The organism is Streptomyces sp. NPDC031426, assembly GCF_055581585.1.
Window position 1 is genome coordinate 19834 of record NZ_JBVIJE010000002.1, and the last position, 26476, is coordinate 46309.

The following is a 26476-nucleotide window of genomic DNA, read 5'->3' on the forward strand; positions in this document are numbered from 1 at the left end:
CCTCCGGGAGACTCCGGGACCGATGTCTACCGAACGGTAACGTCACAGCCGGACGGCCGTACGGGTTTCGCACGGATGCGTCGGGCGACTGCCGTCCGCCCAGCGGCCCGTGCGCCCAGGTGCCGCACCAGGCCCAGCCCGGTCAGCAGCGCGACCAGAGCGCACACCCCGGACCAGCCGAACCCCGCGTACGCCCGGGAGCCGAGCCAGGAACCGAGGCTGCCGCCCAGATAGGCGCAGGTCATGTAGGCGGTGTTGAGGCGGCTGCGGACGTCCGCGGCGAGGGCGTAGACGCGCACCTGGTTGGCGACCATGCCGGACTGCATGCCGACGTCCAGCAGCAGCGTGCCCGCCACCAGGGACAGCAGGCCGGGGGTGCCGCCGAGGCTGCCGAGGGCGAGGACCGCCGCGGATGCCAGGACCAGCAGGAAGCAGACCAGGTTCACCGCGTCGGCGCCGCGCCGGTCCACCAGTCGGCCCGCGACCGGCGTGACGAGCATGGTCACCGCGTTGACCAGCGCGAGCAGTCCGACCGCATCCGCGCCGAGCCCGTAGCTCGGGCCCGTCAGCAGCAGCGCCACCCCGGTCCACACGGCGGAGAAACCGGCGAACACCGTCGCCTGGTAGAAGGAGGAGCGGCGCAGGGCCGGTTCGGCGAACAGGAGGCGGACCGGCTCGGCAAGCAGCCGAGGGTAGTGCTGCCGGGACGGCGCCGCCGTGGCCGGGAGCGCGCGGGCGAGGAGCGGCGCCACCGCGAGGGTGAGCAGGGCCGCCAGGACGTACGGCGCCCGCCAGCCGAGCCGGTCGCCGAGGGCGCCGCCGGCCGTGCGGGACAGCAGCATGCCCGCGAGGCTCCCGCTCAGCAGCGTGCCGCCGACCACGCCCCGCCGCTCCGGCGGGACCAGTCCGGCCGCCAGCGGACCGGCCAGCGGGGCGACCACCGTGCTCGCGCCGACCAGCACGCTCGCCACGAGCAGCGGCGGCAGCGCGGGCGCGGCGGCAGCGGCGCACAGGCCGAGGCCGGTCAGGGTGAGCAGGGTGACCAGCAATGAGCGCGGCGGCAGCCGGTCGCCGAGCGGGACGAGCAGGAAGATGCCGGCCGCGTACCCGAACTGGGTCGCCGTCACCACCCCGGCCGCCGTGCCGGGGGAGACGCCGAAGCCCGCCGCCACGAGCGGGGCCACGGCCTGCGGGAAGTACACGTTGCCGACCGCGACCCCGCAGGCCAGCGCCAGCATCGCGACGAGCCGCGGGGTACGCTGCCCGGTGTGGAGTTCCGTCATGTACCGAAGTCCACGCCCTGCGCGGACGGTTGGCGAAGGATGTAGCCGGGGGCTAAATGATCAGGTTCCGGCTCGGGGTCGACGACCTCGCCGACACCCGGTTCGCGATCTCACCGATCGGCCAGCTGATGGAGAGCCTGCGCGTCCTGCGCGCCCCCGCCCTGCACCCCTTGCACCGCGGCTGGCGCCGCACCGTGCTCGCCGCCCTCGACCCCGCCGATCTGCCCCTGCTGGCGGCCCTGGTCGGTCCGACCCTGGCCCTGCCCGACTTCCTGACACCCCGGCCCAGCGGCTACGCCCCCACGCTGGAGGAGGAGCTGACCGTCGTACGGGCCACGCCCCCGGAGGTCGTACGGCGCGACCTGCGCGCCGCGCACGCCCCGCGTCCGCTCCCCGGCGTACTGCGGCGGGCCGACGCGCCCGGTGACGGTCCCGTCCTCGAACTCCTCGACGCCCTCTGCTCGTTGCTGCACCGCTACTGGCAGACGGCCCTGCAGCCCCACTGGCCCCGGATCCGGCTCCTCCTGGAGGCCGACATCACGCACCGGGCGGGCCTGCTGGCCACCGGCGGTGCGCGGTCGCTGTTCTCCGGTCTGCATCCGAACCTCGGCTGGGGGGACGGCGTCCTGACCATCGACAAGATGATCGGCCGGCACGCGGTCGACGGCGCCGGGCGGGGCCTGCGGCTGGTCCCCTCGGTGTTCGCGCACAAGCCGGCGCCGCCGATCAGCGCCGACGCGCCGCCGATGCTCGCCTATCCGGGCCGGGGCACCGCCACCCTGTGGGAACCGGAACCCGCGCCCGACGCCTCCGGGCTCACCGCCCTGCTCGGCGCACCCCGCACCACCTTGCTGCGACTGCTCGCGGAACCCCTGCCCACGGTGGAACTGGCTCGCCGGCTGGGCGTGACCCCGAGCGCCGTCTCCCAGCACCTGCGCGTACTGGACGCCACGGGCCTGGTGACCCGCGCCCGAGACGGCCGCCGGGTGCTGTACCGGCGCAGCGCGCTGGCCGAGCGGCTGGTGTCGGGCGGGTCTCCTGTCCGCCTTTGACTTCGAGCGTGCTCCAGCACCTGGTGTGGGGGCCTCCGTGTGGAAGGGGTGCTTCGCGGTCCCGGCGGTGGAGGGACTGGCCGGCCTCGGCCCAGCCGCGCGGACGCGACAAGGGGCCGGACGGATCCGGCCCCTTGGTGGTGCGTGCGGCTCAGGCGGCCGCGCCCTCGCCGACGTTGCCGTGCAGACGGGCGACGACCTCGGTCAGCTGGGCGGCGACCTCGGCGTCGTCGACCGGGTGGGTCTCGGCGAAGCGGGTCAGGGAGCCCGGGATGGACAGCTTGATGTCCTCGATCACCTTGCCGCCGGCGATGCCCACGGCCTTGCGGGCCTCGTCCTGCGCCCAGACGCCGCCGTACTGGCCGAAGGCGGTGCCGATCACGGCGACGGGCTTGCCGCCGAAGGCGCCGGCGCCGTACGGGCGGGACAGCCAGTCGATGGCGTTCTTGAGGACGGCCGGGATGGTGCCGTTGTACTCGGGGGAGAAGAGCAGGAAGGCGTCGGCGGCCTGCGCGGCCTCGCGCAGGTTGGCGGCCTGGGCCGGCACGCTGCCCTCGACGTCGATGTCCTCGTTGTAGAAGGGCACGTCGGCCAGGCCCTCGAACACCACGACCTCGGCGCCCTCCGGAGCGAGCTTGACAGCGGCCTCGGCGAGCTGGCGGTTGGTCGAACCGGCACGAAGGCTGCCGACGAGCGCGAGGATGCGAACAGACATGGGGAACACTCCAAGGGGCTGAAACATCGCCGTTACGATCCGGACCGAGGTCCGCTTATCTTTGATACCACCGTAACCGGACCGCGGTCCAGTTTTGTTCCCGATGCTTTACGCTGTCTTCATGCCCAGCGCTCTGCCGCCGTTCCCGCCACCTCAAGAGCCCCTTGACCTGCCTCAGTTGCTTGAGGTCGGCATGGGGCCCGAGGAGCCGTGCCTGCGTGCCGACGCGGCGCGCAACCGGGCCCGGCTGCTGGAGGCCGCCGCGCGGCTGATCGCGGAACACGGGGTGGCCGGGGTCACCATGGAGGCGGTCGCGGCGGCGGCGCAGGTGGGCAAGGGGACGGTCTTCCGCCGCTTCGGCGACCGTACGGGACTGCTGATGGCCCTGCTCGACCACTCGGACCGGAAGCTGCAGGCCGACTTCCTGGGCGGGCCGCCGCCGCTGGGGCCCGGTGCGCTGCCCCTGGACCGCCTGCGGGCGTTCGGGGTGGCCGTGCTGTACCGCTCGGTCGAGCAGCTCGACCTGCAGCTGGCCGCCCAGACGGAACCGACCCGCCGGTTCTCCCACCCGGCGGTCACCGCGCTGCGCACGCACGTCACGATGCTGCTGCGGCAGATCGTGCCGGACGCCGACTGCGAACTGCTCTCCCAGACCCTGCTCAACTCGCTCGACCCGGCCTTGATCCACCACCAGACCAGGCAGTGCGGGATGCCCATGGAGCGCCTGGAGGCCGGCTGGATCGACCTGGTCGCCCGCGTCACGGGGACCCGCCCGCCCCGCTGAGCGCCGGTCTGGGCGAACAGGTTCGGTCATGTTCGTCGCGAACAAGATCGTGACGAACATGTTCGCCACGGCGCCGCTCCACCTGATAGTCGAACGGTGAACCACGTCGCCCCGCCTCATCCCGGCCCCCGGCCCTCTGCCAAGATGCGGTCTGTCATGGTGCAGATACCGAACACGCCCACGAGTGCCGATGTGGCCCGCCTGGCGGGCGTCTCGCGCGCGACCGTGTCCTACGTCCTCAACAACACCAGCGCCGTACGCATCAGCGAACCGACGCGCCGCCGCGTGCGCGAGGCCGCGCGGGAGCTGGGGTACGTCCCCCACGCCGCCGCCCGCAGCCTGCGTGCCGGACACAGCCGTATGGTCCTCATGCCCGCCCCGGCGATCCCGGTGGGCCCGCTCTACAGCGGATTCCTCAACGAGCTGCAGTGGGAGCTCGGCCGGCTCGACTACACCGTCGTGCAGTACGGCACCGTCGGCCTCCAGGGTGACGAAGCCGCCCGCTCCTGGGCGGAGTTGCGGCCGGTCGCCGTCCTGGTGCCCGGCGCGGAACTCGGGCCGCAGGGCGTCGGCGTCCTCAAGCGCTCCGGTGCCCGGGCCGTGGTCACCCTCGGCCCCGGACGTGTCGACGGCGCCCATGCCATGCTCATGGACTACGACGCCGTCGGCGAGGGCGCGGGCGCCCATCTGTACGCCCGGGGCCGGCGCCGGATCGGCGTCGTGGTGCCCGAGGGGTGCGGTCTGGAGGCCTACTCCCGGCCCCGGCTCGCCGGTGTGCGCCGGGCGCTGCGCGGCACGGACGCCGCCGTCACGGAGCTGCCGCTCGCCTTCACGGAGGAATCGGCCGCACAACTGGCCGCGCGCTGGCGGGAGTCGGCGCTGGACGCGGTCTTCGCCTACAACGACGAGTACGCGATGCTCCTGATGCGTGCCCTCCAGGACACGGGTGTGCGCATCCCCGAGGACGTGGCCGTGATCGGCGCCGACGACCTGATGCTCGGCCGGCTGCTGCGGCCCCGCCTCAGCACGGTGCACATCGAACTTCCCTCGGGCCGCGACCTCGCCGAACTGGTCGACCGAGCGGTCCGCGACCCCGGCGGCGAGCCTGAGGTGCACAAGGTCCTGGGCGCCACGGTGGTGCCGCGCGAGTCCAGCTGACCCGGACCCCGGCCGCAGCACGGCTTCCGGATCTCCGTGTCACGATGTAGTTTCGCGCTCAACCAAGTAGCGTCGAGGCAGGAGTTCCCTACCGCCCGGCGATCGATCGGAGAGCCGTATGCCGCTGCTCGACCCGAAGACCTGGCAGGACCGCAGCCTTGCCGGACCCGCCCACACCGTCACCGAGCCCGCCACTGGCGATGCGCTCGGCACCGTCACCCTCGCCGCCCCCGAGGACGTCGGTGCCGCCGCACGGGCCGCACGGGCCGCCCAGGGCGCCTGGGCCCGCGCACCCCACTTCCAGCGGGCCCAGGTGCTGCGCAGGGCGGGGGACCTGTTCACCGAGCACGCCGACGACTTGCGTGAGTGGCTCGTGCGCGAGTCCGGATCCATCCCGGGCAAGGCGGACTTCGAACTCCACGTGGCCGCCCAGGAGTGCTACGAGGCCGCCGCCCTCGCCTCCCGCCCGACCGGGCAGGTGCTGCCCAGCGAGGCCCCCCGGCTGTCGTACACGCGCCGGGTCCCGGTCGGGGTGGTGGGTGTGATCTCCCCGTTCAACGCGCCGCTGATCCTGTCCATCCGCTCCGTCGCGCCGGCCCTCGCGCTCGGCAACGCGGTGGTCCTCAAGCCGGATCCGCGCACCGCGGTCTGCGGCGGCCTCGCCCTCGCCGCCGTCTTCGCGGAAGCCGGCCTGCCCGAGAACCTGCTGCAGGTACTGCCCGGCGGCGCGGAGACGGGCCGGGCGCTGGTGGAGGACCCGCTCGTCCCCGTCATCTCCTTCACCGGATCCACGGCGGCGGGCCGCGCCGTCGGCGAGGCGGCCGGCCGCCACCTGAAGCGGGCCCACCTCGAACTCGGCGGGAACTCGGCCCTGATCGTGCTGGCGGACGCCGACCTCGACGCCGTGATCTCCACCGCGGCCTGGGGCTCGTTCTTCCACCAGGGCGAGATCTGCATGACGACCGGCCGTCATCTCGTGCACGCCTCGCTCTACGACGAGTACGTCGAACGGCTCGCCGCCAAGGCCGACTCGCTGACCGTCGGCGACCCGCACCGCGAGCAGGTCCACCTCGGTCCGGTCATCGACGCGGGACAGCTCGCCAAGATCGACGGCCTGGTGCGCACGAGCACCGCCCGCGGCGCGAAACTCGCCGCGGGCGGCACCCATGAACAGCTCTTCTACCGGCCGACCGTGCTGGCCGACGCGGGGGACGACACCCCGGCCTACGCCGAGGAGGTCTTCGGCCCGGTCGCGCCGGTCCGCTCCTTCGCCACCGCCGACGAGGCGGCGGCGCTCGCCGCGGACACCCCGTACGGGCTCTCCCTCGGCATCGTCACCCGGGACACCGCCCGGGCCCTCGACCTCGCCGAGCGGATCCCCACCGGCATCGTCCACGTCAACGACCAGACCGTGAACGACGAGGCGGTGGCCCCCTTCGGCGGCGTCGCCGCGTCCGGCACCGGCGCCCGCTTCGGCGGCGAGGCCAACCTGGACGCCTTCACCGAGCTGCGCTGGACGACCGTACGCGGCGACGTGGCGCCGTACCCCTTCTAGGGGCGGCCATACCCTTCCGGGGGCTACTGGGCGGCGCCCCCCTGGGACTCCTGGGCCGCGATGTCCTTGCGGACCTGGTCCATGTCCAGCTTCCGGGCCTGCCCGATGAGGTCCGTCAGCGCGGGCTCGGGCAGGGCGCCCGGCTGGGCGTAGACGGCGACCTTGTCCCGCACGATCATCAGCGTCGGGATCGACTGGATGCCGAAGGCCGCGGCCAGCTCCGGCTGGGCCTCGGTGTCCACCTTTCCGAAGATCAGGTCCGGGTTGTCCTCGGCAGCCTTCTCGTACACGGGTGCGAACTGGCGGCACGGCCCGCACCAGGCAGCCCAGAAGTCGATCAGAACGAAGTCGTTGTCGGTGACCGTCTGGTCGAAGTTGTCCTTGGTCAGCTCCACGGTGCTGCTCATGGCGTGAGTCCCTCATTCCTGGTGTGGGGGTGTGCCGACGGCGGAAACACGGCCGCCGGACCGCCTATTCCACACGTGCACGTCTGTGTTCCGCGCGCGTACCCATGTGGCCGTCGCACACACCACCCACCAGACTGACCCCATGACGGAAACGGAATCCATCGCGTACGACGTCGTGGTGCTCGGGGCCGGGCCCGTGGGGGAGAACGTCGCCGACCGCACGCGCGCGGCCGGCCTCACCACCGCGGTCGTGGAGAGCGAGCTGGTCGGCGGCGAGTGCTCGTACTGGGCGTGCATGCCCAGCAAGGCCCTGCTCCGGCCGGTCATCGCCCAGGCGGACGCCCGCCGGCTGCCCGGTCTCGCCCAGTCGGTCCAAGGGCCGCTCGACACCCCGGCCGTCCTCGCGCGCCGGGACGAGTACACCTCCCACTGGAAGGACGACGGCCAGGTCGGCTGGCTCGACGGCATCGGCGCCGAGCTGTACCGCGGCCAAGGGCGCCTCGCCGGCCCCCGCACGGTCACCGTGACGGCCCCCGACGGCACGGTCACCACCCTCACCGCCCGGCACGCCGTCGCCGTCGCCACCGGCACCCGCGCCCAGCTGCCCGACCTGCCCGGCCTCGCCGAGGTGAAGCCCTGGACCAGCCGCGAGGCGACCAGCGGCAAGGCTGCCCCGGCCCGGCTGATCGTCGTCGGCGGCGGTGTCGTCGCCACCGAGATGGCCACCGCCTGGCAGGCCCTCGGCTCCCAGGTCACCCTGCTGGTGCGCGGCAAGGGCCTGCTGAACCGGATGGAGCCGTTCGCCGGGGAACTGGTCGCCGAGGCACTCACCCAGGCGGGCGCCGACGTCCGCACCGGCACCTCCGTGGAGTCCGTCACCCGGAAGAACGGCACCGTCGTGGCCGTGACCGCCGCCGGCGACCGGATCGAGGCCGACGAGATCCTCTTCGCCACCGGCCGGACCCCGCACACCGACGACATCGGCCTCGACACCGTCGGCCTGGAACCCGGCTCCTGGCTGGACGTCGACGACACCCTCCGCGTCACCGGCACCGACTGGCTCTACGCGGTCGGCGACGTCAACCACCGCGCCCTCCTCACCCACCAGGGCAAGTACCAGGCCCGCATCGCCGGCGCCGCCATCGCCGCCCGCGCGGCCGGCGACTCCGTGGCGGACGAGTCCTGGGGCGCGCACGTGGCCACCGCCGACCACCACGCCGTACCCCAGGTGGTGTTCACCGACCCCGAGGCCGCCGCGGTCGGTCTCTCCCTCGCCGAGGCGGAACAGGCCGGCCACCGCGTCCGCGCCGTCGACGTCGAGTTCTCCGCCGTCGCGGGCGCGGGTCTGTACGGCGACGGCTACAAGGGCCGCGCCCGCATGGTGGTCGATCTGGAGGACGAGATCCTGCGAGGCGTCACCTTCGTCGGCCCCGGCGTCGGCGAACTCATCCACTCGGCGACCGTCGCCGTCGCCGGCCGCGTCCCGGTCGGCCGCCTGTGGCACGCGGTCCCGTCGTACCCGACGCTGAGCGAGGTGTGGCTGCGGCTGCTGGAGGCCTACCGCGACAAATGACCGGCCGATTACGGTAGTTCGAAGCCGAGGGCGTCGGCCGCGGTCTGCGGGGTCGGCCCACTCCACAGCGCGGCGACGGCCTCGTTGGTCGACAGCGAGCGCAGTTCGGCGCGGTCCAGGTAGAGGGTGCCGTCCAGGTGGTCCGTCTCGTGCTGGACGATCCGGGCGGGCCACCCGGTGAACACCTCGTCGAGCGCGCGCCCGTGCTCGTCCGCGCCGCGCAGCCGCACCTCGGCGTGCCGGGCCACCACCGCCTGCCAGCCCGGCACGCTCAGGCAGCCCTCGAAGAACGCGGCACGAGCGGTGCCGACGGGCTCGTAGACCGGGTTGACCAGGACACGGAAGGGCTGTGGCACCCGGCCCCGGGCCACCGCGACCTCCTCGGGCACCGGCGCCGGATCCTCGATGACCGCGATCCGCAGGGGCACGCCGACCTGCGGTGCCGCGAGGCCCACGCCGGGCGCGGCGTGCATGGTCACGCGCATGGCCTCGATGAAACGGGCCAGCAGGGCGGGGCCGAGCTGACCGTCGTACGGCTCGGTGCCGCGGCGCAGCACCGGCTGCCCGGCGGCGACGATGGGCAAGGGGCCGCCGGCGGCGAGGAGTTCCTCGACCCGCTCGGCGAGCGGTGCGTGATCACGGAGAGGGGCCATCGCGTCAGCATGCCATGCCACCCGGCTGCCCACGGGTGCACCTGGTCGTGATGACGTGAAGTAGCGTGCTCCGACACGCCGGCGCCGACTTCCGACGTCCAGAAGGTCACCGCGGCCTGGGCGCGGCAGCGCCTGGGCGGCGACCTCGCCTACACCACCGTCGTCACCCTCCTGACCCGGCTGCCGGCCAAGGACGCCGTCGCCCGCGAACGCCAGGGCCGCTCCTTCGCATGGACGCCGACCGCCGACGTGGCCCGCCTCGCCGCCCTGCGCATGCGCCGCCTGCTGGACGGCGAAGGGACCGCGAGGCGGCCCTCGCCAGCTTCGTCACCGCCCTGCCGCCCGGCGACGAGCAGGTGCTGCGCGCCCTGCTCGACGGCAAGCACCACTGGGTGGTGACACACACGGGACGGCCGTCTCCCTGAGGCAGGCCGAGGGCCCGGCTCCCTGCCGGGAACCGGGCCCTTGTGCCGCGGCTCATCGCCGCGGCTCAGTCCTGCGGGAAGTCGCCCGCGAGCGCCGAGGCGATCCGCAGATGCCGCTCCGCCTCCTCGTGCCGGGCCTGCCGCTGGAGCGTCCGGCCCAGCATCAGCCGGGCGTAGTGCTCCACCGGGTCACGCTCGACGACGATCCGCAACTCGGCTTCCGCACGGCGCAGTTGGGCCGAGTGGTAGTAGGCACGGGCCAGCAGCAGCCGGGGTCCGGTCTGCTCCGGCACCTCCTCGACCAGCCCGGTCAGCACCCGCGCCGCACCCGCGTAGTCCTCGGCGTCGAAGAACTGCTGCGCGCGCTCCCAGCGCTCGGCCGGTGTGCCGTGGTCGTAGTACGTGGTCTCCACTTGCGTCTCCACTCGTGACCTCCTTCGACGGCCACAACGGAACATGCTTGTTCAATATTCCACTAAACCTGTCGGGCCTCCAGGGCGGCCAGCTCGGCGTTGGCGCGCTCGGTGATCAGGGTCAGCACCCGGCCGGTCACGGCGCGGTCTTCCTCGGAGATGCCGGCGTAGATCCGGGCCGACACCGGTGCCGTCTCGGCCGAGGTCCTGGCGTACAACTCCCGGCCGCTCCCCGAGATTTCCACCCGGGACGCCTCCGCCGCGACGAGCAGCCCGGCGGCGATCAGCTCGTCGATCGTCTCGTGAGCGTCCGCCGCGTCGACCTTCAACGCGTCGGTCACGCCGTCGACCAGCGCGGCGCGCTCGACCGGCCCGTCCGCGACGGCGGCGAGCCGCAGGGTGACGTTCTGCTGGAAGGTGGTGCCGTAGGAGGCCAGCACGCGCTCCAGGACGGCGCGAGCGGCGTAGTGGGCGAGGGCGATGGTGCGCGGGTCGACCAGGGGTGCGGTGGTGGTCATGACTGCTCCGTCTCGGGATCGGTGGTGCCGAACGGGTCAAGCGGTGCGTCGAGCAGGATCGTCAGCTCCCGGCCGAACTCCCGTGCCCGCGGGCTGTCGAGGCCGCCGAGCGGTGCCAGCAGTTGCCGCAGCAGCCCCTCCACGACATCGATCGCCTTCCGGGTGATCTCGCGTCCCTGCTCGGTGAGTTCGAGCTGTACGGCGCGCGGATCGCCGGGGTCCCGGGTGCGCTCCAGGAGGCCGGCCGACTCCAGGCCGCGAGCCAGCTTGGAGACGTACAGCGCCTCCAGGCCGGTGTGATCCGCGAGGCGCCGCTGACTGGGTCGCAGGCCGGCGCGGTGCATGCCGTACAGCGACGCCACCAGTGCGTACTGCGCGTGGGTCAGCCCCAGCGGGGCCACGGCGCGATCCACCGCGACCCGCCACTTCATGGACAGCCGCCACACCAGGAAACCGGGCGTGGCTCCTTCGGAAGCCTTGCTCATGACAGATACGGTACATGGCTACTATGTACATGGCTACTATTCGGGACGGCTGCCGGGGGATGTCCGGCCGAGGGGAACGATCGTGTCCGGCATCGACATGGACATGGGCATCCACCAGCTGACCGACCGCTACGTCGCCGTGTGGAACGAACCCGACGCGGAGCGCCGCCGCGCCGCGATCCGTGAGCTGTGGTCCGCCGACGCGGTGCACATGCTGCAGCCCCCAAGGAGTTGCTGCAGGCCGATGTACCCCTCGACCTCGTCCGCCCGCGGCACCCAGGTGAACCCCTAGGCGCTCCGGTCATCCTCGGCCGACGCGGCCAGGTCGGCGGCATGGCGGTGCGCCAAGGGCTCCAGGCGTACAAGGGCTCCTTCGAGAACCGGGCCGTCAAGCGCGAAACTCACCGATCACCACTCCATGCCTGTGCAGACCGTCCGCATCCGGGCGCAAGCGTTCCAGGGCCGTCGTACTCCTGTCGCGTGGATTTCCGCACGTCATTGGCGGCGGGAGCGGCTCAGCGATGGCCGGCCACCTGCGTGGAGAGGAAGTCCAGCAGGGCGGCGTTGAAGGCCCCGGGCTGCTCCGCGCCGGGCAGATGCCCTGCCTTCTCGATGACCTCCATGGCCGCGTGGGGGACGAGACGGTGGATCACCTCGGCGTCCGCGACGGGCGTGTAGACGTCGTCCGCGCCGACGATGATCAGCACCGGCTCCCGCACGTCGGCCAACGTGTCCCGGTAGTCGGGGCGTTCGGCCCGTCCACGCAGTGCCGCCGCCGCGCCACGGGGGTCGGTGGCCCGCATCATGCCCAGGACTCGTTCCGCGACATCGGGCATCGCGGTGACGTTGTACGGGGCGAGCATCTTGTCGATCACCTCACCTGCGTAGCCGGCCATCCCCTCGGCGAGGAGCCGGTCGGCCAGCCGGTTGCGGAACTCCTTGCCCTCGTCGGTCTCGGCAGGTGCGGAGGCGTCGGACAGCACCAGGGCGTGCACCCGCTGCGGGTGACGGCGCCGGAACTCCATGGCGATCTGACCGCCCATGGACACGCCGCCGACCACCGCCCGCCCGATGCCCAGATGGTCGAGGAGAGCGGCGAGGTCGTCCGCGAAGTCGGAGAGGAAGACCTTCCCGGGGGTGACGCTGCTGCGGCCGTACCCGCGCAGATCGGGCGTGATGACCCGGTATCCGGCCTCGGCCAGTGCCTTGGCCTGGGGCGCCCACAGGGTGCGGTTGAAGGGGTGCCCGTGGATCAGAAGGACCGGCAGCCCGGCCGAGGGCCCGAGGTCGTCGTAGTGGATGGTGGCGCCACGCAGGGCTACGGCGTTCATGTCAGGCAGCGTAAACCTTGCCCTTGGGGGCAAGGTCAACGCGGCTACGCCTCGTCCCGTCGTAGATCCCGTGACGATCTTCATCTGTGACGAAGGCGTGAACCGGCTGTGCGAAGCGTTCTCGCACGAGATGCTTCGACCGGGGGAGGATGGGGCGAAATCGGAGGCGCTGCGGGCATGAATCAGCCGGTGTTCGAAGAGCGGGACGCGGACCGCCCGTCGGTGCGGATGGGGCCGTGGCGGTTCGTGGTCTGGTTCGGCACGGTCAGCCTGCTCGCGGACTTCGTGTACGAGGGCGCCCGCTCGATCACCGGCCCGCTGCTCGCCTCGCTGGGCGCGTCCGCCCTCGTCGTCGGCGTGGTCACCGGCGCCGGTGAGGCGGCGGCACTGGGGTTGCGGCTGGTCTCCGGCCCGCTGGCCGACCGCACTCGCCGCTTCTGGGGCCTGGCGATCGCCGGGTACGCCCTGACGGTCGCCTCGGTGCCGCTGCTGGGCGTCGTCGGGGTGCTGTGGGCGGCGTGCGCGCTGGTGATCGCCGAGCGGGTCGGCAAGGCGGTGCGCTCGCCCGCGAAGGACACGCTGCTCTCGCATGCCACCGCCGCCACCGGGCGGGGCCGCGGCTTCGCCGTCCACGAGGCGCTGGATCAGATCGGCGCCCTCGTCGGCCCGCTGCTGGTGGCGGGCGTGCTCGCGCTGACCGGGAACGACTACGGGCCCGCGCTCGGCGTGCTCGCCCTCCCCGGCATCGCCGTACTGCTGCTTCTGTTCTGGCTGCGGGCCCGGGTGCCGGACCCGGAAGCCTACGAACGCGAGGTGACCGCCGCCGCACCCACGGCACCGGGCGGGCGGGACGGCCGGGACGGGCGGCTGCCGAGGGCGTTCTGGACCTACGCCGGGTTCACGGCGGCCACCACGACCGGGTTCGCCACCTTCGGCGTGCTCTCCTACCACCTGGTCCAGCGCCATCTGCTGTCCGCCGCGTGGGTGCCGGTGCTGTACGCGGCGGCGATGGCCGTGGACGCCGTCGCCGCCCTGGCCACGGGCTGGCTGTACGACCGGCACGGTCCGCGCGTGCTGATCGCCCTGCCCGTCCTCACGGCGGGTGTGGTGGCCCTGGCGTTCACCGACACGGTCGCCGTCGCGGTGGTCGGGTCGCTGGTGTGGGGCGCCGCCATGGGCATCCAGGAGTCCACCCTGCGGGCCACGGTCGCGGATCTGGTGCCCAGCGGACGGCGCGCGACCGCGTACGGCCTGTTCGCGGGCGTGGTCGGCGCGGCGAGCCTGGTCGGCGGCGCGCTGACGGGCGGTCTGTACGGCTACTCGATCCCCGTGCTGATCACGGTGGTCGTCGTCATCCAGGTGCTGGCCGTGGTGTTGCTGCTGGTCACCGGGGTACGAACCGCATCCGGACCCACGGAGTAGGCCTGCCGACGCCGGCCCACCCGTGTGGCTGGTTGCCGCCCCGGCCGTCCGGCAGGAGACTGCTGGTATCCGGCGATCGGGCTCACCGCCAACCGCACCGACGCGGTGCTGATGGCCTCTCCCCGCTGACCACGCTCACGTCTGAGGAGGTCAGGGCCATGCCCCGGATCACCGTCGACATCGACGCCACCGCTTCCTCCACCATCCGCACGTCCGACGACGGCGCCTCCGGCCGCCTCACGTCGACGGGCTGGCCGGTCGGACACGGACGCATCCCCGACACCCTGGACGACGACGGGTTGCCCCTGGACGCCCTGGTGCTGATGCCCGAACCCGCCCTGGCCGGCACCACCGTGCCCGCCTGGCCGCTGGGCGTCCTGCACCGCATCGGTGCACCGGCCGCACCCGCCGCCCCGGTGCTGCTGTGCGTTGCCGAGGACCCTTCCTTCATCGACCTCGTCGACACCGACGACCTGCCCCGCTGGCACGCCGAAAGCGACGCCTGGGCCGCCGTTCTGGCACGCCTGCAGCATCAGGCCGTCGGCGAGGTCACCGACTGCGGTACCCGCGCCGAGGCCGAGCACCTGATCAGCGACGCCCATCATGCCTACGAGCGGCTCACGGGCTGCCTCGAATGACGGATCACTCGAACGACCACCGGGCAACGGCTCGCCGAACCCGCGCGGCAGCGCCTGCGGAATCCAGCCGCCGTGGCCCATCCCGGCATACCGGGTAGACCGCCGCAGACCGGCACCGGCTCGTCGTCGGAGGACACTGACCGGCAACGGATCCGTCAAGATTCACCCAAGCGCAGGACAGGAAACCCTTTAGGTAAGGCTCACCTAACCTATGCTGACGTCGTCCCCAGGCAGCCCGCCCCCACCCGGCCGCCATCAGAGCACGACCCGGAGTTCTCCCCATGTCCAGCGCCAACATCGCCCTGCTCGGCGCCATCGCGGGCTTCACCATCTACCTCGGCCTCCCGCTCGGCCGGCTGCGCACACCGACGCCCCGCCTGAGGGCCGGGCTGAACTCCGTGGCCATCGGCATCCTCGTCTTCCTCGTCTGGGACGTCCTCACCCACGCCTGGGAACCGGTCGACGAAGCGCTGAGCGACCACCACTGGGCGACGGTCGCCTCCGGCGGACTCGTCCTCGCCGCCGGACTCTCCGCCGGACTCGCCGGGCTGGTGTACTACGACGCCTGGATCGCCCGCCGCCGCGCGGCCGCCAGGCGTCCCGCCGGTCCGGGCGCCGCCGTGGCGACGGAGCTGGCGCCGAAGACGCGCAGCCAGGCGGCCTCCCTCGCCCTGATGATCGCGACCGGCATCGGCCTGCACAACTTCGCCGAGGGCCTGGCCATCGGCAACTCCGCCGCCAAGGGCGAACTCTCCCTCGCCGTGCTGCTCATCGTCGGCTTCGGCCTGCACAACGCCACCGAGGGCTTCGGCATCGTCGCCCCGCTCGCCGCCGAGGGTGAGCGCCCCTCCTGGGTCACCCTCTTCTGGCTGGGGCTCATCGGTGGCGGACCCACCTTCCTCGGCACCCTCGTCGGCCAGCACCTCGTCAACGACACCCTCTCCATCGCGTTCCTGGGCCTGGCCGCCGGCTCCATCCTCTACGTCGTCATCGAGCTGCTCGCCGTAGCCCGCAAGGCCAACCTGAAGACCCTCACCACCTGGTGCATCCTGCTCGGCCTGCTCCTCGGCTTCGCCACGGACGCGGTGGTGACCGCCGCCGGAGCCTGACCGTTCCCACGCATGGCAGGGACCTGCCCACTGCAACGGCGTTCCGGGTGCCCGGGACGCCGTTTTCGTGCCGGGTCGTCAGTCGTGCGGCGGCAGGTGGCCGATCTGGTGGTCGGCGATGTTCAGCGCTTCGTCGACCAGGCGGCGCAGATGTCCGTGCCGCAGCGCGTACACGACCCGGCGCCCCTCCTTCCGTGTGGTCACGAGCCCGGCCAGGCGCAGCCGGGCCAGATGCTGGCTGACCGATGTCCGTGTGGCATCGGTCGTCCCGGTCAGCGTCGTGACGTCGGCCTCCCCCTCGCCGAGCCGCCGCACCAGAGCCAGACGGGTGCGGTCGGCGAGCAGGCCGAGGACCTCCACCGCGACCGCGAGCCGTTCGCCCTCGTCCACTTGTTGCGAGGGGTGCGCACCTGATAGATGCATGCGTGCGTTCATGTGCACATAATGGGGGGCAGCAGCACCGGCGTCCAGCCACGACCAGCCCGCCGTCGCGAAAGGCGCACCTTGAACGAGCAGACGCACACCCACGAGCCGCACGGGCACCGGCATGCGTACGCCGACGGCCACCACGATCACGGGCACCACCACAGCGGCCACGATCATGGGCACGGGCACGATCACGGGCACGGGCACGACCATGACCACCCGCACGGAGCCGGATGGTGGCCGAAGGCCCGGCACCAGCTCGCTCACCTGGTCACGCCGCACAGCCACGAGGCGCTGGACAAGGTCGACCCCGCGATGGAGACCTCCCGCGAGGGGATGCGCACGCTGTGGCTGTCGCTCGCCATCCTCGGGGCGACCGCCGTGGTCCAGGCGATGATCGTGGCGGTGTCCGGGTCGATCGCGCTGCTGGGCGACACCATCCACAACGCGGCCGACGCGCTCACCGCCGTACCTCTCGGGATCGCGTTCGTCCTGGGGCGGCGGGCGGCCAATCGCCGCTACACCTACGGGTACGGCCGCGCCGAGGACCTGGCCGGCATCGCCATCGTGCTGACCATCACCGCCTCCTCCGCGCTGGCCGCCTACGAGGCCGTCGACCGACTGCTGCACCCTCGCGACGTCAGCCACCTGTGGGCCGTCGCCGTCGCCGCCGTGGTCGGCTTCGCCGGCAACGAGTGGGTGGCCCGCTACCGCATCCGCACCGGCCGCAGGATCGGCTCCGCCGCGCTGGTCGCCGACGGCCTGCACGCCCGCACCGACGGCTTCACCTCGCTGGCCGTCCTCCTCGGCGCCGGCGGCGCCGCCCTCGGTTGGCGCTGGGCCGACCCGGTCGTCGGACTGCTGATCACTGCCGCGATCCTCATGGTGCTCAAGGACGCCACCCGCGAGGTGTACCGGCGCCTGATGGACTCCGTCGACCCCGCGCTGGTCGACAGCGCCGAGCGGGCCCTGCGCACCGTCGAGGGCGTCGAACATGTCGCCTCGGTGCGGATGCGCTGGATCGGCCACTCCCTGCGGGCCGAGACCGACATCGTCGTCGACCCGCAGCTGAGCGTCGCCCGGGCCCACGCCATCGCCGTCGAAGCCGAACACGCCCTGATCCACGCGGTGCCCCGGCTGACCGCCGCCACCGTGCACACCGACCCGCACCCCACTCCTGACTCCGGTGACCCCCACGCGGCTCTCGTCCACCACGCCACCCGATGACGCCGGCAGGGCCGGTGCGGTGATCGCCCTGTCCCGCGGTCACTGACCAGGCCCGGACGGGCCGGCGTGAACGGGCCGCGCGTGTGCGAGAGCGATTGGCCTTGCGGACCGGGGAGCGGGCCACCTCGTCGGTGCCATAGGTGTAGCCGGCCGGGTCAGGCATGGCGCTTCTTCACTTGTCCGTTCGGCGCGTCTGCTGCCCTCGGCGAGCGGGCCGGTCGTGCCCCGCCCGGGCAGACAGGCCACCGGGCAGCAGGCCGAGCGCGAGGACGGCGGCTACGACGTAGAGCAGTGCCGAGCCCAGGGCGGTGAAGTAGGCGCTGACCAGGATCAGGCAGTACCAGCGCATCCGGCGTCCTCACATGTCATCGTGGGGTCATGGCGAGCGACGCACATGTGGCCGTGCTGGTCGGACTGCAGGCTTCCGGGAAGTCCACCTTCTACGCGCGGTGCCTGTCCGGCCGGTACGCGCTGGTCAGCAAGGACCTGTTCCCGCGGGGCGCCAAGAACAAGCAGCAGCGGCAGATGCGGCTGGTGGAGGAGCATCTGGCGGCGGGGCGGCCGGTGGCGGTGGACAACACCAACCCCTCGCCACAGGAGTGGGGCCCGCTGCTGGAGCTGGCCCACACGCACCGGGCGCCGGTCACGGCCTACTGGTTTCCGCCGGACGTGGCCGGTTCGCTGCGCCGCAACGCCGCACGTGCGGGCCGTGAGCGGGTCCCGGATGTCGGCGTTCTGGCGACGCTGAAGCGACTGCGCAAGCCGTCACCGGCGGACGGATTCGACGAGGTCCGGGAGGTACGTTTCGACGGGCGGGGCGGCTTCGACGTACGGGGACGAGGCCGGGACCTTCTCCACAACGACACCACCCTCCGAACCGGCATCGACGGCGCGGCCAGGGTGGCGGGAGGGAATCAAAGGGGCGTGTGCAGCGTTTTGGGGGAATACGGGGAATAGATAGAGCACCTCGGGGCGTGAGTCGGGAGGTGAGCGGGTACGGGCACTCCCTTCAGTACGCAACTGTCGGTGCCGGGCCTGTCACCGGTGCGCGGTTTCGGTGCCGAGGTCGGCCGGGCGGCGGTACGCCTGGTCAGGCTGCCGGTCGATATCGCCGTGGAGGGCGTGGGGCAGCTGACCGGCTGGATCGGTCATCCCCAGCCCGCGGGGTCGGCGCAGTGGAGCAGGCCAGGGGCGGCCGACGCGACGATCCCGGTGCTGCTGGTCCACGGTCTGGCCGACCGGGAGTGGGTCACCTCCTCTCTGCGGCGTGGCCTGGACGGCTGCGGTGCGGGCCCCTTCGTCACGGTCAGCTACAACGCGCTCAGCCCGGACATCCGCACGGCGGCCCGGGTTCTGGGCGAGCAGGTCGAGATGGTCCATGCCGACGGTGCGGCCGGACCCGTGATCCTGATCGGATACAGCCTCGGTGGCCTGATCGCCCGCTACTACGTACAGCGCCTCGGCGGGGACCACCATGTGCCCCTGCTCGTCACACTGGCGACCCCGCACGCCGGGACGGCGACGGCTCTGCTGGCTCCGCCCCATCCGCTGCTGCGCCAGCTGCGGCCGGGCAGCGATGTGCTGACCGAGCTCGCCGAGCCCGCCACCGGATGCCGTACCCGGTTCGTGGCCTTCTACAGCGACCTGGACGAGGCTGTCGTACCGGCCGCCAGGGGCCGTATCGACCATCCCCACCTCAAGGCCCGCAACATACTCGTGCCGGGTGTCGGACATCTGACCCTGCCCCTGCACCAGCCGGTCATCGATCAGCTGCGCTCCCTGCTGACCGCCGCCGGCCAGGCCGTGGCCCCCGGATCAGTCGCGCACCGCTCGTCGTGCACTGCTCGTGACATCGGCACCGCCCGTGACATCGGCGACGAATCGGAGGACGCTGAGACGTAGGGGGTAGGAACGAACGTAGCCGGTAAGAACGTCAGCACCTGTGCGGACCGACACCATGGCCTCTTCACCCAGCCCCGACAACGACGCGACCATGCGTCTGTATCGCCCCGAGGACGAGCCAGGGGTGCAAGAGCTGATCGATGCGGACCGGCTGCCCGGGCAGCAGCGTTGCACCCCGGAGCAGCTGGCCGCCGCGCGGCGCGGTCCGCTCGCCCTGGCCGGCTGGGTCATGTCGGCCCGGCCCGGGATCGGCGTCCTGGCCGACGCCGAGGAGCGCCCCCGCGGCGTCGTCGCGTACGCGTCCTGGACAGATGCCCGCACCGGCGTGATCTGCTGGGCTTACGGCCGCGAGGATCCACCCGTGCTGCGGGCCATCCTGGGGCATGCATGCGCCGAACTCGCCCACTGCCCGAAGATCGACGCGTTCGTCGGCGCCCCACCGGGTCCCCTGGGGCCGGGCGGCCTGCCCCGCGCCCGCCGGGCCGCGACCCATGACGCTCTGGTGGAGGCCGGATTCACCGGCCGTTGCCAGGGTGCCTACCTGCACTGCGCGCTACCGGGCGATCCGTCGCCCGCCAAGCTGGTCGCCGACGTCTTTCCCTGCGAAGTCCCGCCCGGGCACCGGCTGATCGTCCGCGACGGGGCCGAGCCGGTCGCGGAGGCGGTGGTCGGTGCCGGACCCGGCCGCACCGCGACTGTGTACTGGATCGAGACCCGTCACACCCACCGTGGCCGGGGCCTCGGCCGCAAGCTGCTCGGCCAGGCTCTGGCCCTGCTGGCCGAACAGGGTGCCTGCGAGGTCGCCCTCGTCATCGACGACGTCCCGGCCCGTCCCCCGGAGAGCGAGGCCGCCGCCCGCCTCTTCGGCTCCTTCGGCTTCACCCTCGTCGACCGGTTGTGGACCTACCGGCGGCAGCACCCCCCGAGCCCGCGGCCGACCGCGTGACTCCGGCGGTGCGACCGCGGCGCCGTCCGGTGTGACACCGGGAGCCGCACTGGTCAGGCCGGCACTCGCTCGGCGGCCTTCTCCGCGGCCTTGAGAACCGTGGAACGTGCCTGATGGCGCCGCTCGTACTCCAGAACCCGCCGGCAGTGCCTGGGCTCGGCGTCATTGAGCCGCTTGACGACCTCCTCCGCGGTCATGCCGTCGTAACCGGGCCAGGGCACCGGCCCGAGCAGGGTGGCGATCCGGCTCAGGACGGCCGGGCGGCCCGCGTGGGAACGCTCGTAGGCGCCGACCGTGGCCAGGTCCGACTGCGTCAGGTGCGGCAGCCGGTCGATGATCATCCTGGTGCTGAGCCTGCGGTAGTCGGGGATCGGCAGCTCGTCCTCGCTGATGAGGGCTCCCCGCGGGGCGCCCTGGAGCCGGTCCGCACCCGGCATGCGCTCAGCCGTCTCCCGCAGCCAGCTGCTCCACTCGCGCACCGCCAGGGCAGCACCGCCGACACCGGCTCCGTCCGTGGTCTCGCTGGCCGCCACCGCGGCTTCGGCGTGCCGTTCCAGAGCGTCGGCGAACTCCTCCAGCGCCTCCTCGTCGTCATGGCGGATGGAGCCGAGCAGCTCGGTGGTGACGGCGTCCCCGGACTCCTGGGCGATGCGTTCGGCGGCCCGGCAGACGGCCAGGGCCAGCGCGGTGACCGCGTACTCGTCCTCGGCGTTCTTCAGCAGCCGCAGCTGGGTGGCCGTTCCCCGACCGCGGAACACGGCGGCCGGAACCCACATCGCCATGCCGAAGGGCAGCCGGGCCGCATGCCCGGTGAGCTGCCAGGCGCCCCCGAGGACGCTCTGCATCAGCCCGCGGGGCTGCAACGTGCCCAGCCGTTCGTCGATGCGGTAGACGTGGCCGCGGGCGTCGCCGAGGCGGCGCTCCAGGACATCCCGGTGTTCACCGGGGGGCGTGACGGCGAGGTGGGCCTTGAAGCGGTCGGCGAGCGCCGCCTTGGTCTCACGGACCTCGCGCAGCGCCGGAACGAGCAAATCTGTGGCTACGGACATCAAGGTTCCTTCGGATGCTCGGTGCTCGGGAGGAATTCGGCCGGAAGCCGGCCCCGCCCCCACCGTGCCCCGAACCGGCCACTCCCGCATCCTCCGCTCCGGCGTACGGGAGCGGGCGCAAGTGCGGGCCGGTGCCGTGCCTCGGCGCCGAGGCCCCGCTCCTGGTGGTGCTGCGCTGCGGGAACGCGGTGGACGGCCTGCCGTACGTCAGTGTCGGTGCGCTGAGCCATCCGGGGCTTGGTCCACTACGTGGCGATCCCCTGGCGGCCCGCTCCTCCTCCCGGCGCCGCCGTCCCGTCGCTCTTGCGTGCCGTGTTGCGCTGGTAGAGCCGCTGGATGTCGTGTGCGGTGATGATGCCGTCGAGGCGATAGCCGTCCATGACCAGGACCGGCAGCCCGCCGCCGGTGCCGAGCCGTGCCAGGACCGCGGTGAGCTGTTCGTCCGGCGCGGCGATCGTGCACTGGGAGACGGGTGTCGCGAGGTCCCGTACGGGACGCGCCTGCTGCTCGCCGGACGGACCGAGGGTCAGTCGGCGCAGCTCCACGACCCCGCTGGGCCGGCCTTCGAAGTCCAGCAGCGGCAGCACCGAATGCCGTGTCCGGGCGGCCACGTCGGAAAGGAAACGGTCCACGGTCAGCCAGTCGGGGCCGGTGTCCACCGGACTGGTCATCGCGTCGGCGACCCGCACCCCGCGCAGGGCCAGGGCCAGTTGCGCCCACCGGCGTTCGGCCGCGGCGGCGCCCGCCACGAACAGTGCGACGACCATCAGCCACAGTCCGCCCGTCATACCCCTGGCGAACGCGAGCCACCCCACCAAGGCCAGAGCCATGCCGATGATCTGTCCGGTGCGCCCGGCCGCGCGCTGGGCCCGTTCGCGGTCGCCGGTGCGCCACCAGAGCGCGGCCTGGAGCACGCGGCCTCCGTCGAGCGGAGCGGCAGGCAGCAGGTTGAAGACGCCCAGCAGCAGATTGATACCGCCGAGCCAGCCCAGTACGGCGACGGGGAGTCGCCAGTCGAGCGTCGCGTGGACCCCTGCCGCGGCGCCTACGGCGGCCCCGCCGAGCAGCAGACTGGCCAGCGGCCCGCTGACGGCGACCGCGAACGCCGTCCGCGCCGTGGCCGGCCGGTCCATTCGGGTCACTCCGCCCAGGGCCCACAGCGTCATGTCCTGCACCGGCACCCCGGCCCGGCGGGCCACGAGCGCGTGCGCCGCCTCATGCGTCACCAGGGCGGCGAGCAACAGGAGAGCGCCGGCGACCCCGGCCGTCGCGTACGCGAGAGGGGCCAGACCGGGCACGTACGCGGGCAGCGTCCGGTCGGCCAGACCGTACGCGAAGAACAGCATGATCAACGGCACGCTCCAGTGCGCGCGCACCGTCACGCCCCGCACACTTCCGATCCTGATCGAACCCTTCATCGCCAATCTCACCACCGAGGGAGCGACGCGTATGGCCCCACGGCCGTGCTTCGCCCCCTCCATGGTCCATCGGCACCCCCGCGAACGGAAACGCCCCACCTGGCGTTCTTCCACGTCCGCCGGTCGTCCGTCAGGGTGTGCAGCACACCGTGGCCATGTCGGTGAAGGACTCCGTGGACCCGGCCTTCCATCCGGTGCTCACCAGTGTCCTGCCGCCGCGGGTGGAGCCGTCGGAGGCCGTCCAGCGGACCTTCGCATCCACCGCAACGGTGGCAGCCGGGCCGGGATGTCACCGCGCCGGGGCAGACACCCGTTCAGTACGACCATGCCGTCCCGTACGGAGACGGTGACCGCATCGGATGCCAGGCCGAGTCGCCGGGCAGGAAGGGGGCCGACCGCCTCGTGCCGCAGGGACGGAAGGCTGGGATGTCCGCTGCCGGTCGAGTTCCTCTCAGGCCTCGGCGACAGCGCCGAAATCAGGGCCGACCGGCCCTGGTCCGTGGGCCGGTAAGCCAGAAAGATCTCGGTGGGCAGGGTCGGTCCTGTCCACCGGCGGACATCGCTGCGGGACGCGGACAAGGAGTTTTCGATGGCGGACGGCGAGCAGGACAGCACGATCCGGGTCTTTCTGCTGGACGACCACGAGGTGGTGCGGCGCGGTGTGCGCGACCTGCTGAACGACGAGCCGGACATCAGTGTGATCGGCGAGGCCGGCACGGTGGAACAGGCCCTGGTGCGCGTCCCCGCGCTGCGCCCGCAGGTGGCCGTGCTCGACGTACGCCTGCCCGACGGTGACGGCGTGACCGTGTGCCGGGAACTGCGCTCACGAATGCCCGAGTTGGCCTGCCTGATGCTGACCTCCTTCGACGACGAGGAGGCCCTGCTCGACTCCATCATGGCGGGCGCGTCCGGCTACGTCCTGAAGCAGATCCAGGGCTCGGACCTCGTGTCCGCCGTGCGCACCGTCGCCGGCGGCCAGTCTCTGCTCGACCCGAGCGCCACCACCAGGCTGATGGCCCGGCTGCGCGGCGGTGAGCAGCGGGAGGAGGAGCCGGACGAACTGCGGGGCCTGACGGAACGTGAGCGGGAGATCCTGGCCCTGATCGGGGAGGGGCTGACCAACCGCCAGATCGGCCTGCGGCTCTACCTTGCCGAGAAGACGGTGAAGAACCACATCTCCCGTCTGCTCGCCAAACTCGGCGTCGAACGGCGCATCCAGGCCGCCGTCATCGCCACTCAGGTCCACGACAGGCAGCGGCCGGAAGGATCCTGAAGCCCCGGGACCGGGTGCACAGCCTGCTGGAGGCCGTCCTCTCGGTCGGCCGGGAGGACGGCCTCGAGCACCCCGAGCCGCTGCGGCCGGCCAAGCTCTCGGAGCACTCCGCTTCGTACGGCTTCCCGCCGGGCCATCCGCCCATGAACACCTTTCTCGGCGTACCGATCCGGGATCGTCGCCTCGGTGCCCGGACGCCGTGCCCTCCGTGCGAACAACCAGGACCGCCGAGGAGTTCGACCGACGACAACGGCCGTCGCCCGCGTGCCCACGAGGGCGACGGCCGTCGTGCGAGCGTGGTGCCTCCCCCGACACGAGACCCGCGCGGACGTCCTTGCCACTCGTGGGGGACCGCGGGAAGGACCGCCCCGCCTCTTCGGAGTCGCAAGGACATGGCACCGCAGCCTGGTTGACGTCGTGTCCCGGGAGACTGCCGCGGTTCCTGCCTATGAGAGTCGAACCCCGACGGCTTGCCGGGAAGAGGGCCGACCGGCCCTCGGGCCAGGGTCTGAAGGCCCCGCTGTGACACCGCCCGGCCCACGGGCCGTCTGGTGCGGGCCGAGCGGGCGCGGGCGCCGGGACCATCGGGGCCCACCGGAGACCCTGCGCGCCGCACCGCCGACGAGACCGGCACCATCCACGACCTTTCGTCGGGGCACCCTGATCCGCCCGGACCCCACGGCGGGCTGAGCACGGCGCAGCGGCTGAGTCCGGCTCGCGCCCCAACCAGTCCGCCGGGCAGGGACGTTCAGCCCATCCGATGGAGACCTTCGGCATCGGGCGGGACGCCGCGCGACGGACGAGAGTGAGTGAGGGAGGAGGGGCAGTGGCCCCTGCCCGCGCAACCCTGAACACGACGCTGGAATCGGGTTCCCCGATGCAGGAGGTGGAGATCATGCCCCGCACCATCACCGTGGGTCTCGACGGCTCGCCCGAGAGCCGTGCGGCCGCGGAGTGGGCGGCCCGCGAGGCGGAGCTGCGTGGACTGCCCGTGAAACTCGTCCAGGTCTGGGAGCCGGCACCGGCCCCGACGGCGCACGCCCCGTTCCTGGGCGGCGAGACCTATCAGCACTGGAGCGAGCGGATACCCCGGGAGTCCGCCGAGGACCTGCGGTTGCGCCACCCCGGTGTCGAGGTGAGCACGGAGCAGCTCAGCGGTTCGCCCGCCGAGGCCCTGGTCGGCGTGGCGAAGGACGCCGAACTGCTGGTCCTCGGCTCGCGCGGGCTGGGCGGCATCGCCGGTTTCCTGGTCGGCTCGGTCGGACTCGCCGTCGTGGCGCACGCCGAGCGGCCCGTCGTCCTGGTCCGGGCCGGCCGGCAGGCCGCGGACGAACACAAGACGCACCCGGCCGGTGGCCCGTCCGCCGCCACCTCCGTCCGCCCGGTCGTCCTCGGAGTCGACCTCGGCTGCCCCGACGAGACCGTGATCCGGTTCGCCCTCGACGCCGCCGTCCGCCAGAACGCGCCGCTGCGCGTCGTGCACGGCTGGAACCCGACGCCGTACTACGCCTACGGCATGGCCCCCGACCCCGGAGTCCAGCAGTTGCTGGCGGACAGCGACGCCGGCGCCCTGACCGACGTGCTGGCCCCCTGGCGGCAGAAGTACCCGGACGTCGAGGTCGTCGCGGAGTCGCGCTTCGGCAGCCCGTCCAACGTCCTGATCGACGCCTCCCGCGAGGCCTCGCTGGTGGTCGTCGGCCGGCGTGTCCGCCGGCCACCCGCCGGTGCCCACATCGGACCCGTCACCCATGCCGTCCTGCACCACGCCACCGCCCCCGTCGCCGTCGTCCCGCACGACTGACCCGCCCCGAGGGAGTCCGTCGACGACGTCCTGCGCGGCCGGGTCAAGGCCCGCATCGTTTTCGACGTCGGAACAGGGGGCTGACAGCGCTGGACCTCCCCATCGTCGTAGGCGTCGACGGCTCCGAGCCGAGCCTGCGGGCCGTCGACTGGGCGGCCGACGAGGCCGCCATGCGCGGGGTGCCGCTCCCGCTGGTGTACGCCTCGCTGTGGGAGCGGTACGCGGGTGTCTCCCTCTCCGCAGACCTCGGCAGGCCCTCCGATCAGCTGATGACCGAGGAGATCGTGGCCACCGCCGAGCGGCGGGCCCGGCGCCGGCAGACCGACGTGAAGATCTTCACCGACGTACTGCCCGAGGGAGCCCGAATACGCCCTCGTACGGGAGAGCCGTATGGCCTCGGCGGTCGTCCTCGGTTCCCGCGGCCGAAGCGGAATGACCGAGGCGCTCGTCGGCTCCGTCAGCGTGGATCCGGTCGTTGCCAGGCCGGTTCAGAAGGGCTTGATCGAGGGTCCGATCGACCGGCCCGGGCGCCGGACTGCCCCCACGCCCGGACGCCTAGGTCTGGGCGCCTGCCGTCTGCTTCTCCTTCCTCTCCTTCTTCTCCTTCCGCCCACTGCGTACCAGCCAGGTGGCTCCGCCGACGGCGAGGGCGACGGGCCATTCCAGAGCTCCCGCCACGGTCAGTGCGCCGAGGCCGCCGTAGAAGGCGAGATCCTTGACTGTGGGAGTACCGGGCATGCGGGCCGTCGCCGCCCGGGCCGTGCTCGTCATCTCCTCCTTGCTGAGGTACGGAATCGGCACCGGAGGATGCAGCGTGCGCATGTGCAGGTGCAGACCCGCGCCGTCCCCCTCATGGGTCTTCTGTTGCGGTGTCTCCGCTGTCTTGGCCATCCCCCCTCCTCCCTTCATCGGA

At 72.6% G+C, this 26476-nt stretch carries 29 protein-coding genes and 3 pseudogenes; 17 read left to right on the top strand and 15 right to left on the bottom strand.

All coding sequences use genetic code 11. From position 1 onward, the window contains the following. Positions 1–26: 26 nt before the first annotated feature. Complete coding sequence (locus ACZ5NH_RS03065) at positions 27–1283, bottom strand: MFS transporter (protein ID WP_468772716.1); 1257 nt, start codon at positions 1281–1283, stop codon at positions 27–29. Positions 1284–1339: 56 nt separating this feature from the next. Here ACZ5NH_RS03065 and ACZ5NH_RS03070 point away from each other — a divergent pair, with 56 nt between their 5' ends. Next, the gene (locus tag ACZ5NH_RS03070) at positions 1340–2335 is read left to right on the top strand and encodes an ArsR/SmtB family transcription factor (protein WP_468772718.1); all 996 of its coding nucleotides are present in this window, start codon (positions 1340–1342) and stop codon (positions 2333–2335) included. 151 nt (positions 2336–2486) lie between these two features. Here ACZ5NH_RS03070 and ACZ5NH_RS03075 read toward each other — a convergent pair whose 3' ends face one another. After that, entirely contained in the window at positions 2487–3050 is a 564-nt protein-coding gene (locus tag ACZ5NH_RS03075; RefSeq protein WP_388633418.1) for an NADPH-dependent FMN reductase, read from the bottom strand. A 103-nt stretch (positions 3051–3153) separates the two neighbouring features. Between ACZ5NH_RS03075 and ACZ5NH_RS03080 the strand changes: the two genes are divergently transcribed. From ACZ5NH_RS03080 to ACZ5NH_RS03090, 3 genes are all read left to right on the top strand, one after another. Then, positions 3154–3834, top strand: coding sequence for a TetR/AcrR family transcriptional regulator (locus ACZ5NH_RS03080; RefSeq protein WP_451555587.1), 681 nt, complete (start codon positions 3154–3156; stop codon positions 3832–3834). 156 nt (positions 3835–3990) lie between these two features. Beyond that, entirely contained in the window at positions 3991–4992 is a 1002-nt protein-coding gene (locus ACZ5NH_RS03085; RefSeq protein ID WP_468772721.1) for a LacI family DNA-binding transcriptional regulator, read from the top strand. 118 nt (positions 4993–5110) lie between these two features. Next, on the top strand, positions 5111–6547 hold the full coding sequence (locus tag ACZ5NH_RS03090; RefSeq protein WP_468772722.1) for an aldehyde dehydrogenase family protein: 1437 nt from the start codon (positions 5111–5113) through the stop codon (positions 6545–6547). A 23-nt stretch (positions 6548–6570) separates the two neighbouring features. Here the strand turns inward: ACZ5NH_RS03090 and trxA are convergent, their stop codons facing one another. Continuing rightward, positions 6571–6954, bottom strand: coding sequence for a thioredoxin (gene trxA, locus ACZ5NH_RS03095; RefSeq protein WP_468772724.1), 384 nt, complete (start codon positions 6952–6954; stop codon positions 6571–6573). Positions 6955–7096: 142 nt separating this feature from the next. On the opposite strand from trxA, the gene ACZ5NH_RS03100 reads away from it, so the two are divergent. Continuing rightward, a complete protein-coding gene (locus ACZ5NH_RS03100) occupies positions 7097–8527 on the top strand; it encodes a dihydrolipoyl dehydrogenase family protein (RefSeq protein ID WP_468772726.1) in 1431 nt (476 codons plus the stop codon). 8 nt (positions 8528–8535) lie between these two features. Here ACZ5NH_RS03100 and ACZ5NH_RS03105 read toward each other — a convergent pair whose 3' ends face one another. After that, complete coding sequence (locus ACZ5NH_RS03105) at positions 8536–9180, bottom strand: peptide deformylase (protein ID WP_388633436.1); 645 nt, start codon at positions 9178–9180, stop codon at positions 8536–8538. Between the two features lie 105 nt (positions 9181–9285). On the opposite strand from ACZ5NH_RS03105, the pseudogene ACZ5NH_RS03110 reads away from it, so the two are divergent. Then, a pseudogene (locus ACZ5NH_RS03110) lies at positions 9286–9605 on the top strand (BlaI/MecI/CopY family transcriptional regulator); the annotation flags it as partial. A gap of 65 nt (positions 9606–9670) precedes the next feature. Here the strand turns inward: ACZ5NH_RS03110 and ACZ5NH_RS03115 are convergent. From ACZ5NH_RS03115 to ACZ5NH_RS03125, 3 genes are all read right to left on the bottom strand, one after another. Beyond that, positions 9671–10018, bottom strand: a complete 348-nt coding sequence (locus tag ACZ5NH_RS03115; RefSeq protein ID WP_388633565.1) for a tetratricopeptide repeat protein — start codon at positions 10016–10018, stop codon at positions 9671–9673. Between the two features lie 62 nt (positions 10019–10080). Beyond that, positions 10081–10536 (bottom strand): MarR family transcriptional regulator, encoded by a 456-nt coding sequence (locus tag ACZ5NH_RS03120; RefSeq protein WP_468772727.1) that lies wholly within the window; start codon positions 10534–10536, stop codon positions 10081–10083. Next, a complete protein-coding gene (locus ACZ5NH_RS03125; protein WP_451557034.1) occupies positions 10533–11021 on the bottom strand; it encodes a MarR family winged helix-turn-helix transcriptional regulator in 489 nt (162 codons plus the stop codon). The genes ACZ5NH_RS03120 and ACZ5NH_RS03125 overlap by 4 nt, the downstream gene beginning before the upstream one ends. A gap of 82 nt (positions 11022–11103) precedes the next feature. Here ACZ5NH_RS03125 and ACZ5NH_RS03130 point away from each other — a divergent pair, with 82 nt between their 5' ends. Continuing rightward, a complete protein-coding gene (locus ACZ5NH_RS03130; protein WP_468772729.1) occupies positions 11104–11313 on the top strand; it encodes a hypothetical protein in 210 nt (69 codons plus the stop codon). Here the strand turns inward: ACZ5NH_RS03130 and ACZ5NH_RS03135 are convergent. Both ACZ5NH_RS03135 and ACZ5NH_RS03140 read right to left on the bottom strand, forming a co-directional pair. Then, a pseudogene (locus tag ACZ5NH_RS03135) lies at positions 11313–11426 on the bottom strand (GNAT family N-acetyltransferase); the annotation flags it as partial. The gene ACZ5NH_RS03130 and the pseudogene ACZ5NH_RS03135 overlap by 1 nt on opposite strands. Before the next feature lie 110 nt (positions 11427–11536). Next, entirely contained in the window at positions 11537–12352 is an 816-nt protein-coding gene (locus ACZ5NH_RS03140; RefSeq protein ID WP_468772731.1) for an alpha/beta fold hydrolase, read from the bottom strand. Positions 12353–12529: 177 nt separating this feature from the next. Here ACZ5NH_RS03140 and ACZ5NH_RS03145 point away from each other — a divergent pair, with 177 nt between their 5' ends. The 3 genes from ACZ5NH_RS03145 (at position 12530) to ACZ5NH_RS03155 (ending at position 15521) form a co-directional block, all read left to right on the top strand. After that, positions 12530–13774 (top strand): MFS transporter, encoded by a 1245-nt coding sequence (locus tag ACZ5NH_RS03145; RefSeq protein WP_468772732.1) that lies wholly within the window; start codon positions 12530–12532, stop codon positions 13772–13774. A gap of 158 nt (positions 13775–13932) precedes the next feature. Further along, positions 13933–14412: an inorganic diphosphatase gene (locus ACZ5NH_RS03150; RefSeq protein WP_468772733.1), complete on the top strand. Its 480-nt coding sequence runs from the start codon at positions 13933–13935 to the stop codon at positions 14410–14412. Positions 14413–14693: 281 nt separating this feature from the next. After that, complete coding sequence (locus ACZ5NH_RS03155) at positions 14694–15521, top strand: ZIP family metal transporter (RefSeq protein ID WP_468772734.1); 828 nt, start codon at positions 14694–14696, stop codon at positions 15519–15521. Between the two features lie 78 nt (positions 15522–15599). Here ACZ5NH_RS03155 and ACZ5NH_RS03160 read toward each other — a convergent pair whose 3' ends face one another. Further along, positions 15600–15956: an ArsR/SmtB family transcription factor gene (locus tag ACZ5NH_RS03160; protein WP_468772735.1), complete on the bottom strand. Its 357-nt coding sequence runs from the start codon at positions 15954–15956 to the stop codon at positions 15600–15602. Positions 15957–16025: 69 nt separating this feature from the next. On the opposite strand from ACZ5NH_RS03160, the gene ACZ5NH_RS03165 reads away from it, so the two are divergent. After that, complete coding sequence (locus ACZ5NH_RS03165; protein WP_468772736.1) at positions 16026–17174, top strand: cation diffusion facilitator family transporter; 1149 nt, start codon at positions 16026–16028, stop codon at positions 17172–17174. A 172-nt stretch (positions 17175–17346) separates the two neighbouring features. Here the strand turns inward: ACZ5NH_RS03165 and ACZ5NH_RS03170 are convergent, their stop codons facing one another. After that, positions 17347–17523 carry a hypothetical protein gene (locus ACZ5NH_RS03170; protein WP_468772737.1) on the bottom strand — a complete coding sequence of 59 codons (177 nt, stop codon included), beginning with the start codon at positions 17521–17523 and terminating at the stop codon, positions 17347–17349. Positions 17524–17552: 29 nt separating this feature from the next. Here ACZ5NH_RS03170 and ACZ5NH_RS03175 point away from each other — a divergent pair, with 29 nt between their 5' ends. From ACZ5NH_RS03175 to ACZ5NH_RS03185, 3 genes are all read left to right on the top strand, one after another. Further along, complete coding sequence (locus tag ACZ5NH_RS03175; RefSeq protein WP_468772738.1) at positions 17553–18131, top strand: AAA family ATPase; 579 nt, start codon at positions 17553–17555, stop codon at positions 18129–18131. A 69-nt stretch (positions 18132–18200) separates the two neighbouring features. Beyond that, positions 18201–19076 (top strand): esterase/lipase family protein, encoded by an 876-nt coding sequence (locus ACZ5NH_RS03180; protein WP_468772739.1) that lies wholly within the window; start codon positions 18201–18203, stop codon positions 19074–19076. A gap of 55 nt (positions 19077–19131) precedes the next feature. Next, entirely contained in the window at positions 19132–20022 is an 891-nt protein-coding gene (locus tag ACZ5NH_RS03185; RefSeq protein WP_468772740.1) for a GNAT family N-acetyltransferase, read from the top strand. A gap of 53 nt (positions 20023–20075) precedes the next feature. Here ACZ5NH_RS03185 and ACZ5NH_RS03190 read toward each other — a convergent pair whose 3' ends face one another. From ACZ5NH_RS03190 to ACZ5NH_RS03200, 3 genes are all read right to left on the bottom strand, one after another. Then, positions 20076–21071 (bottom strand): hypothetical protein, encoded by a 996-nt coding sequence (locus ACZ5NH_RS03190; protein WP_468772741.1) that lies wholly within the window; start codon positions 21069–21071, stop codon positions 20076–20078. A gap of 245 nt (positions 21072–21316) precedes the next feature. Then, positions 21317–22489, bottom strand: coding sequence for a site-2 protease family protein (locus tag ACZ5NH_RS03195; RefSeq protein WP_468772742.1), 1173 nt, complete (start codon positions 22487–22489; stop codon positions 21317–21319). Between the two features lie 130 nt (positions 22490–22619). Next, positions 22620–22751, bottom strand: coding sequence for a hypothetical protein (locus ACZ5NH_RS03200; protein WP_468772743.1), 132 nt, complete (start codon positions 22749–22751; stop codon positions 22620–22622). A gap of 327 nt (positions 22752–23078) precedes the next feature. On the opposite strand from ACZ5NH_RS03200, the gene ACZ5NH_RS03205 reads away from it, so the two are divergent. The 3 genes and pseudogenes from ACZ5NH_RS03205 to ACZ5NH_RS03215 all read left to right on the top strand — a co-directional run. Continuing rightward, on the top strand, positions 23079–23762 hold the full coding sequence (locus ACZ5NH_RS03205; protein ID WP_468772744.1) for a response regulator: 684 nt from the start codon (positions 23079–23081) through the stop codon (positions 23760–23762). An 895-nt stretch (positions 23763–24657) separates the two neighbouring features. Next, positions 24658–25563 carry a universal stress protein gene (locus ACZ5NH_RS03210; protein WP_468772745.1) on the top strand — a complete coding sequence of 302 codons (906 nt, stop codon included), beginning with the start codon at positions 24658–24660 and terminating at the stop codon, positions 25561–25563. Positions 25564–25652: 89 nt separating this feature from the next. Then, a pseudogene (locus ACZ5NH_RS03215) lies at positions 25653–26028 on the top strand (universal stress protein); the annotation flags it as partial. A gap of 90 nt (positions 26029–26118) precedes the next feature. On the opposite strand, the gene ACZ5NH_RS03220 reads toward ACZ5NH_RS03215, so the two are convergent. After that, the gene (locus ACZ5NH_RS03220) at positions 26119–26454 is read right to left on the bottom strand and encodes a hypothetical protein (protein WP_468772746.1); all 336 of its coding nucleotides are present in this window, start codon (positions 26452–26454) and stop codon (positions 26119–26121) included. Between the last annotated feature and the right edge of the window lie 22 nt (positions 26455–26476).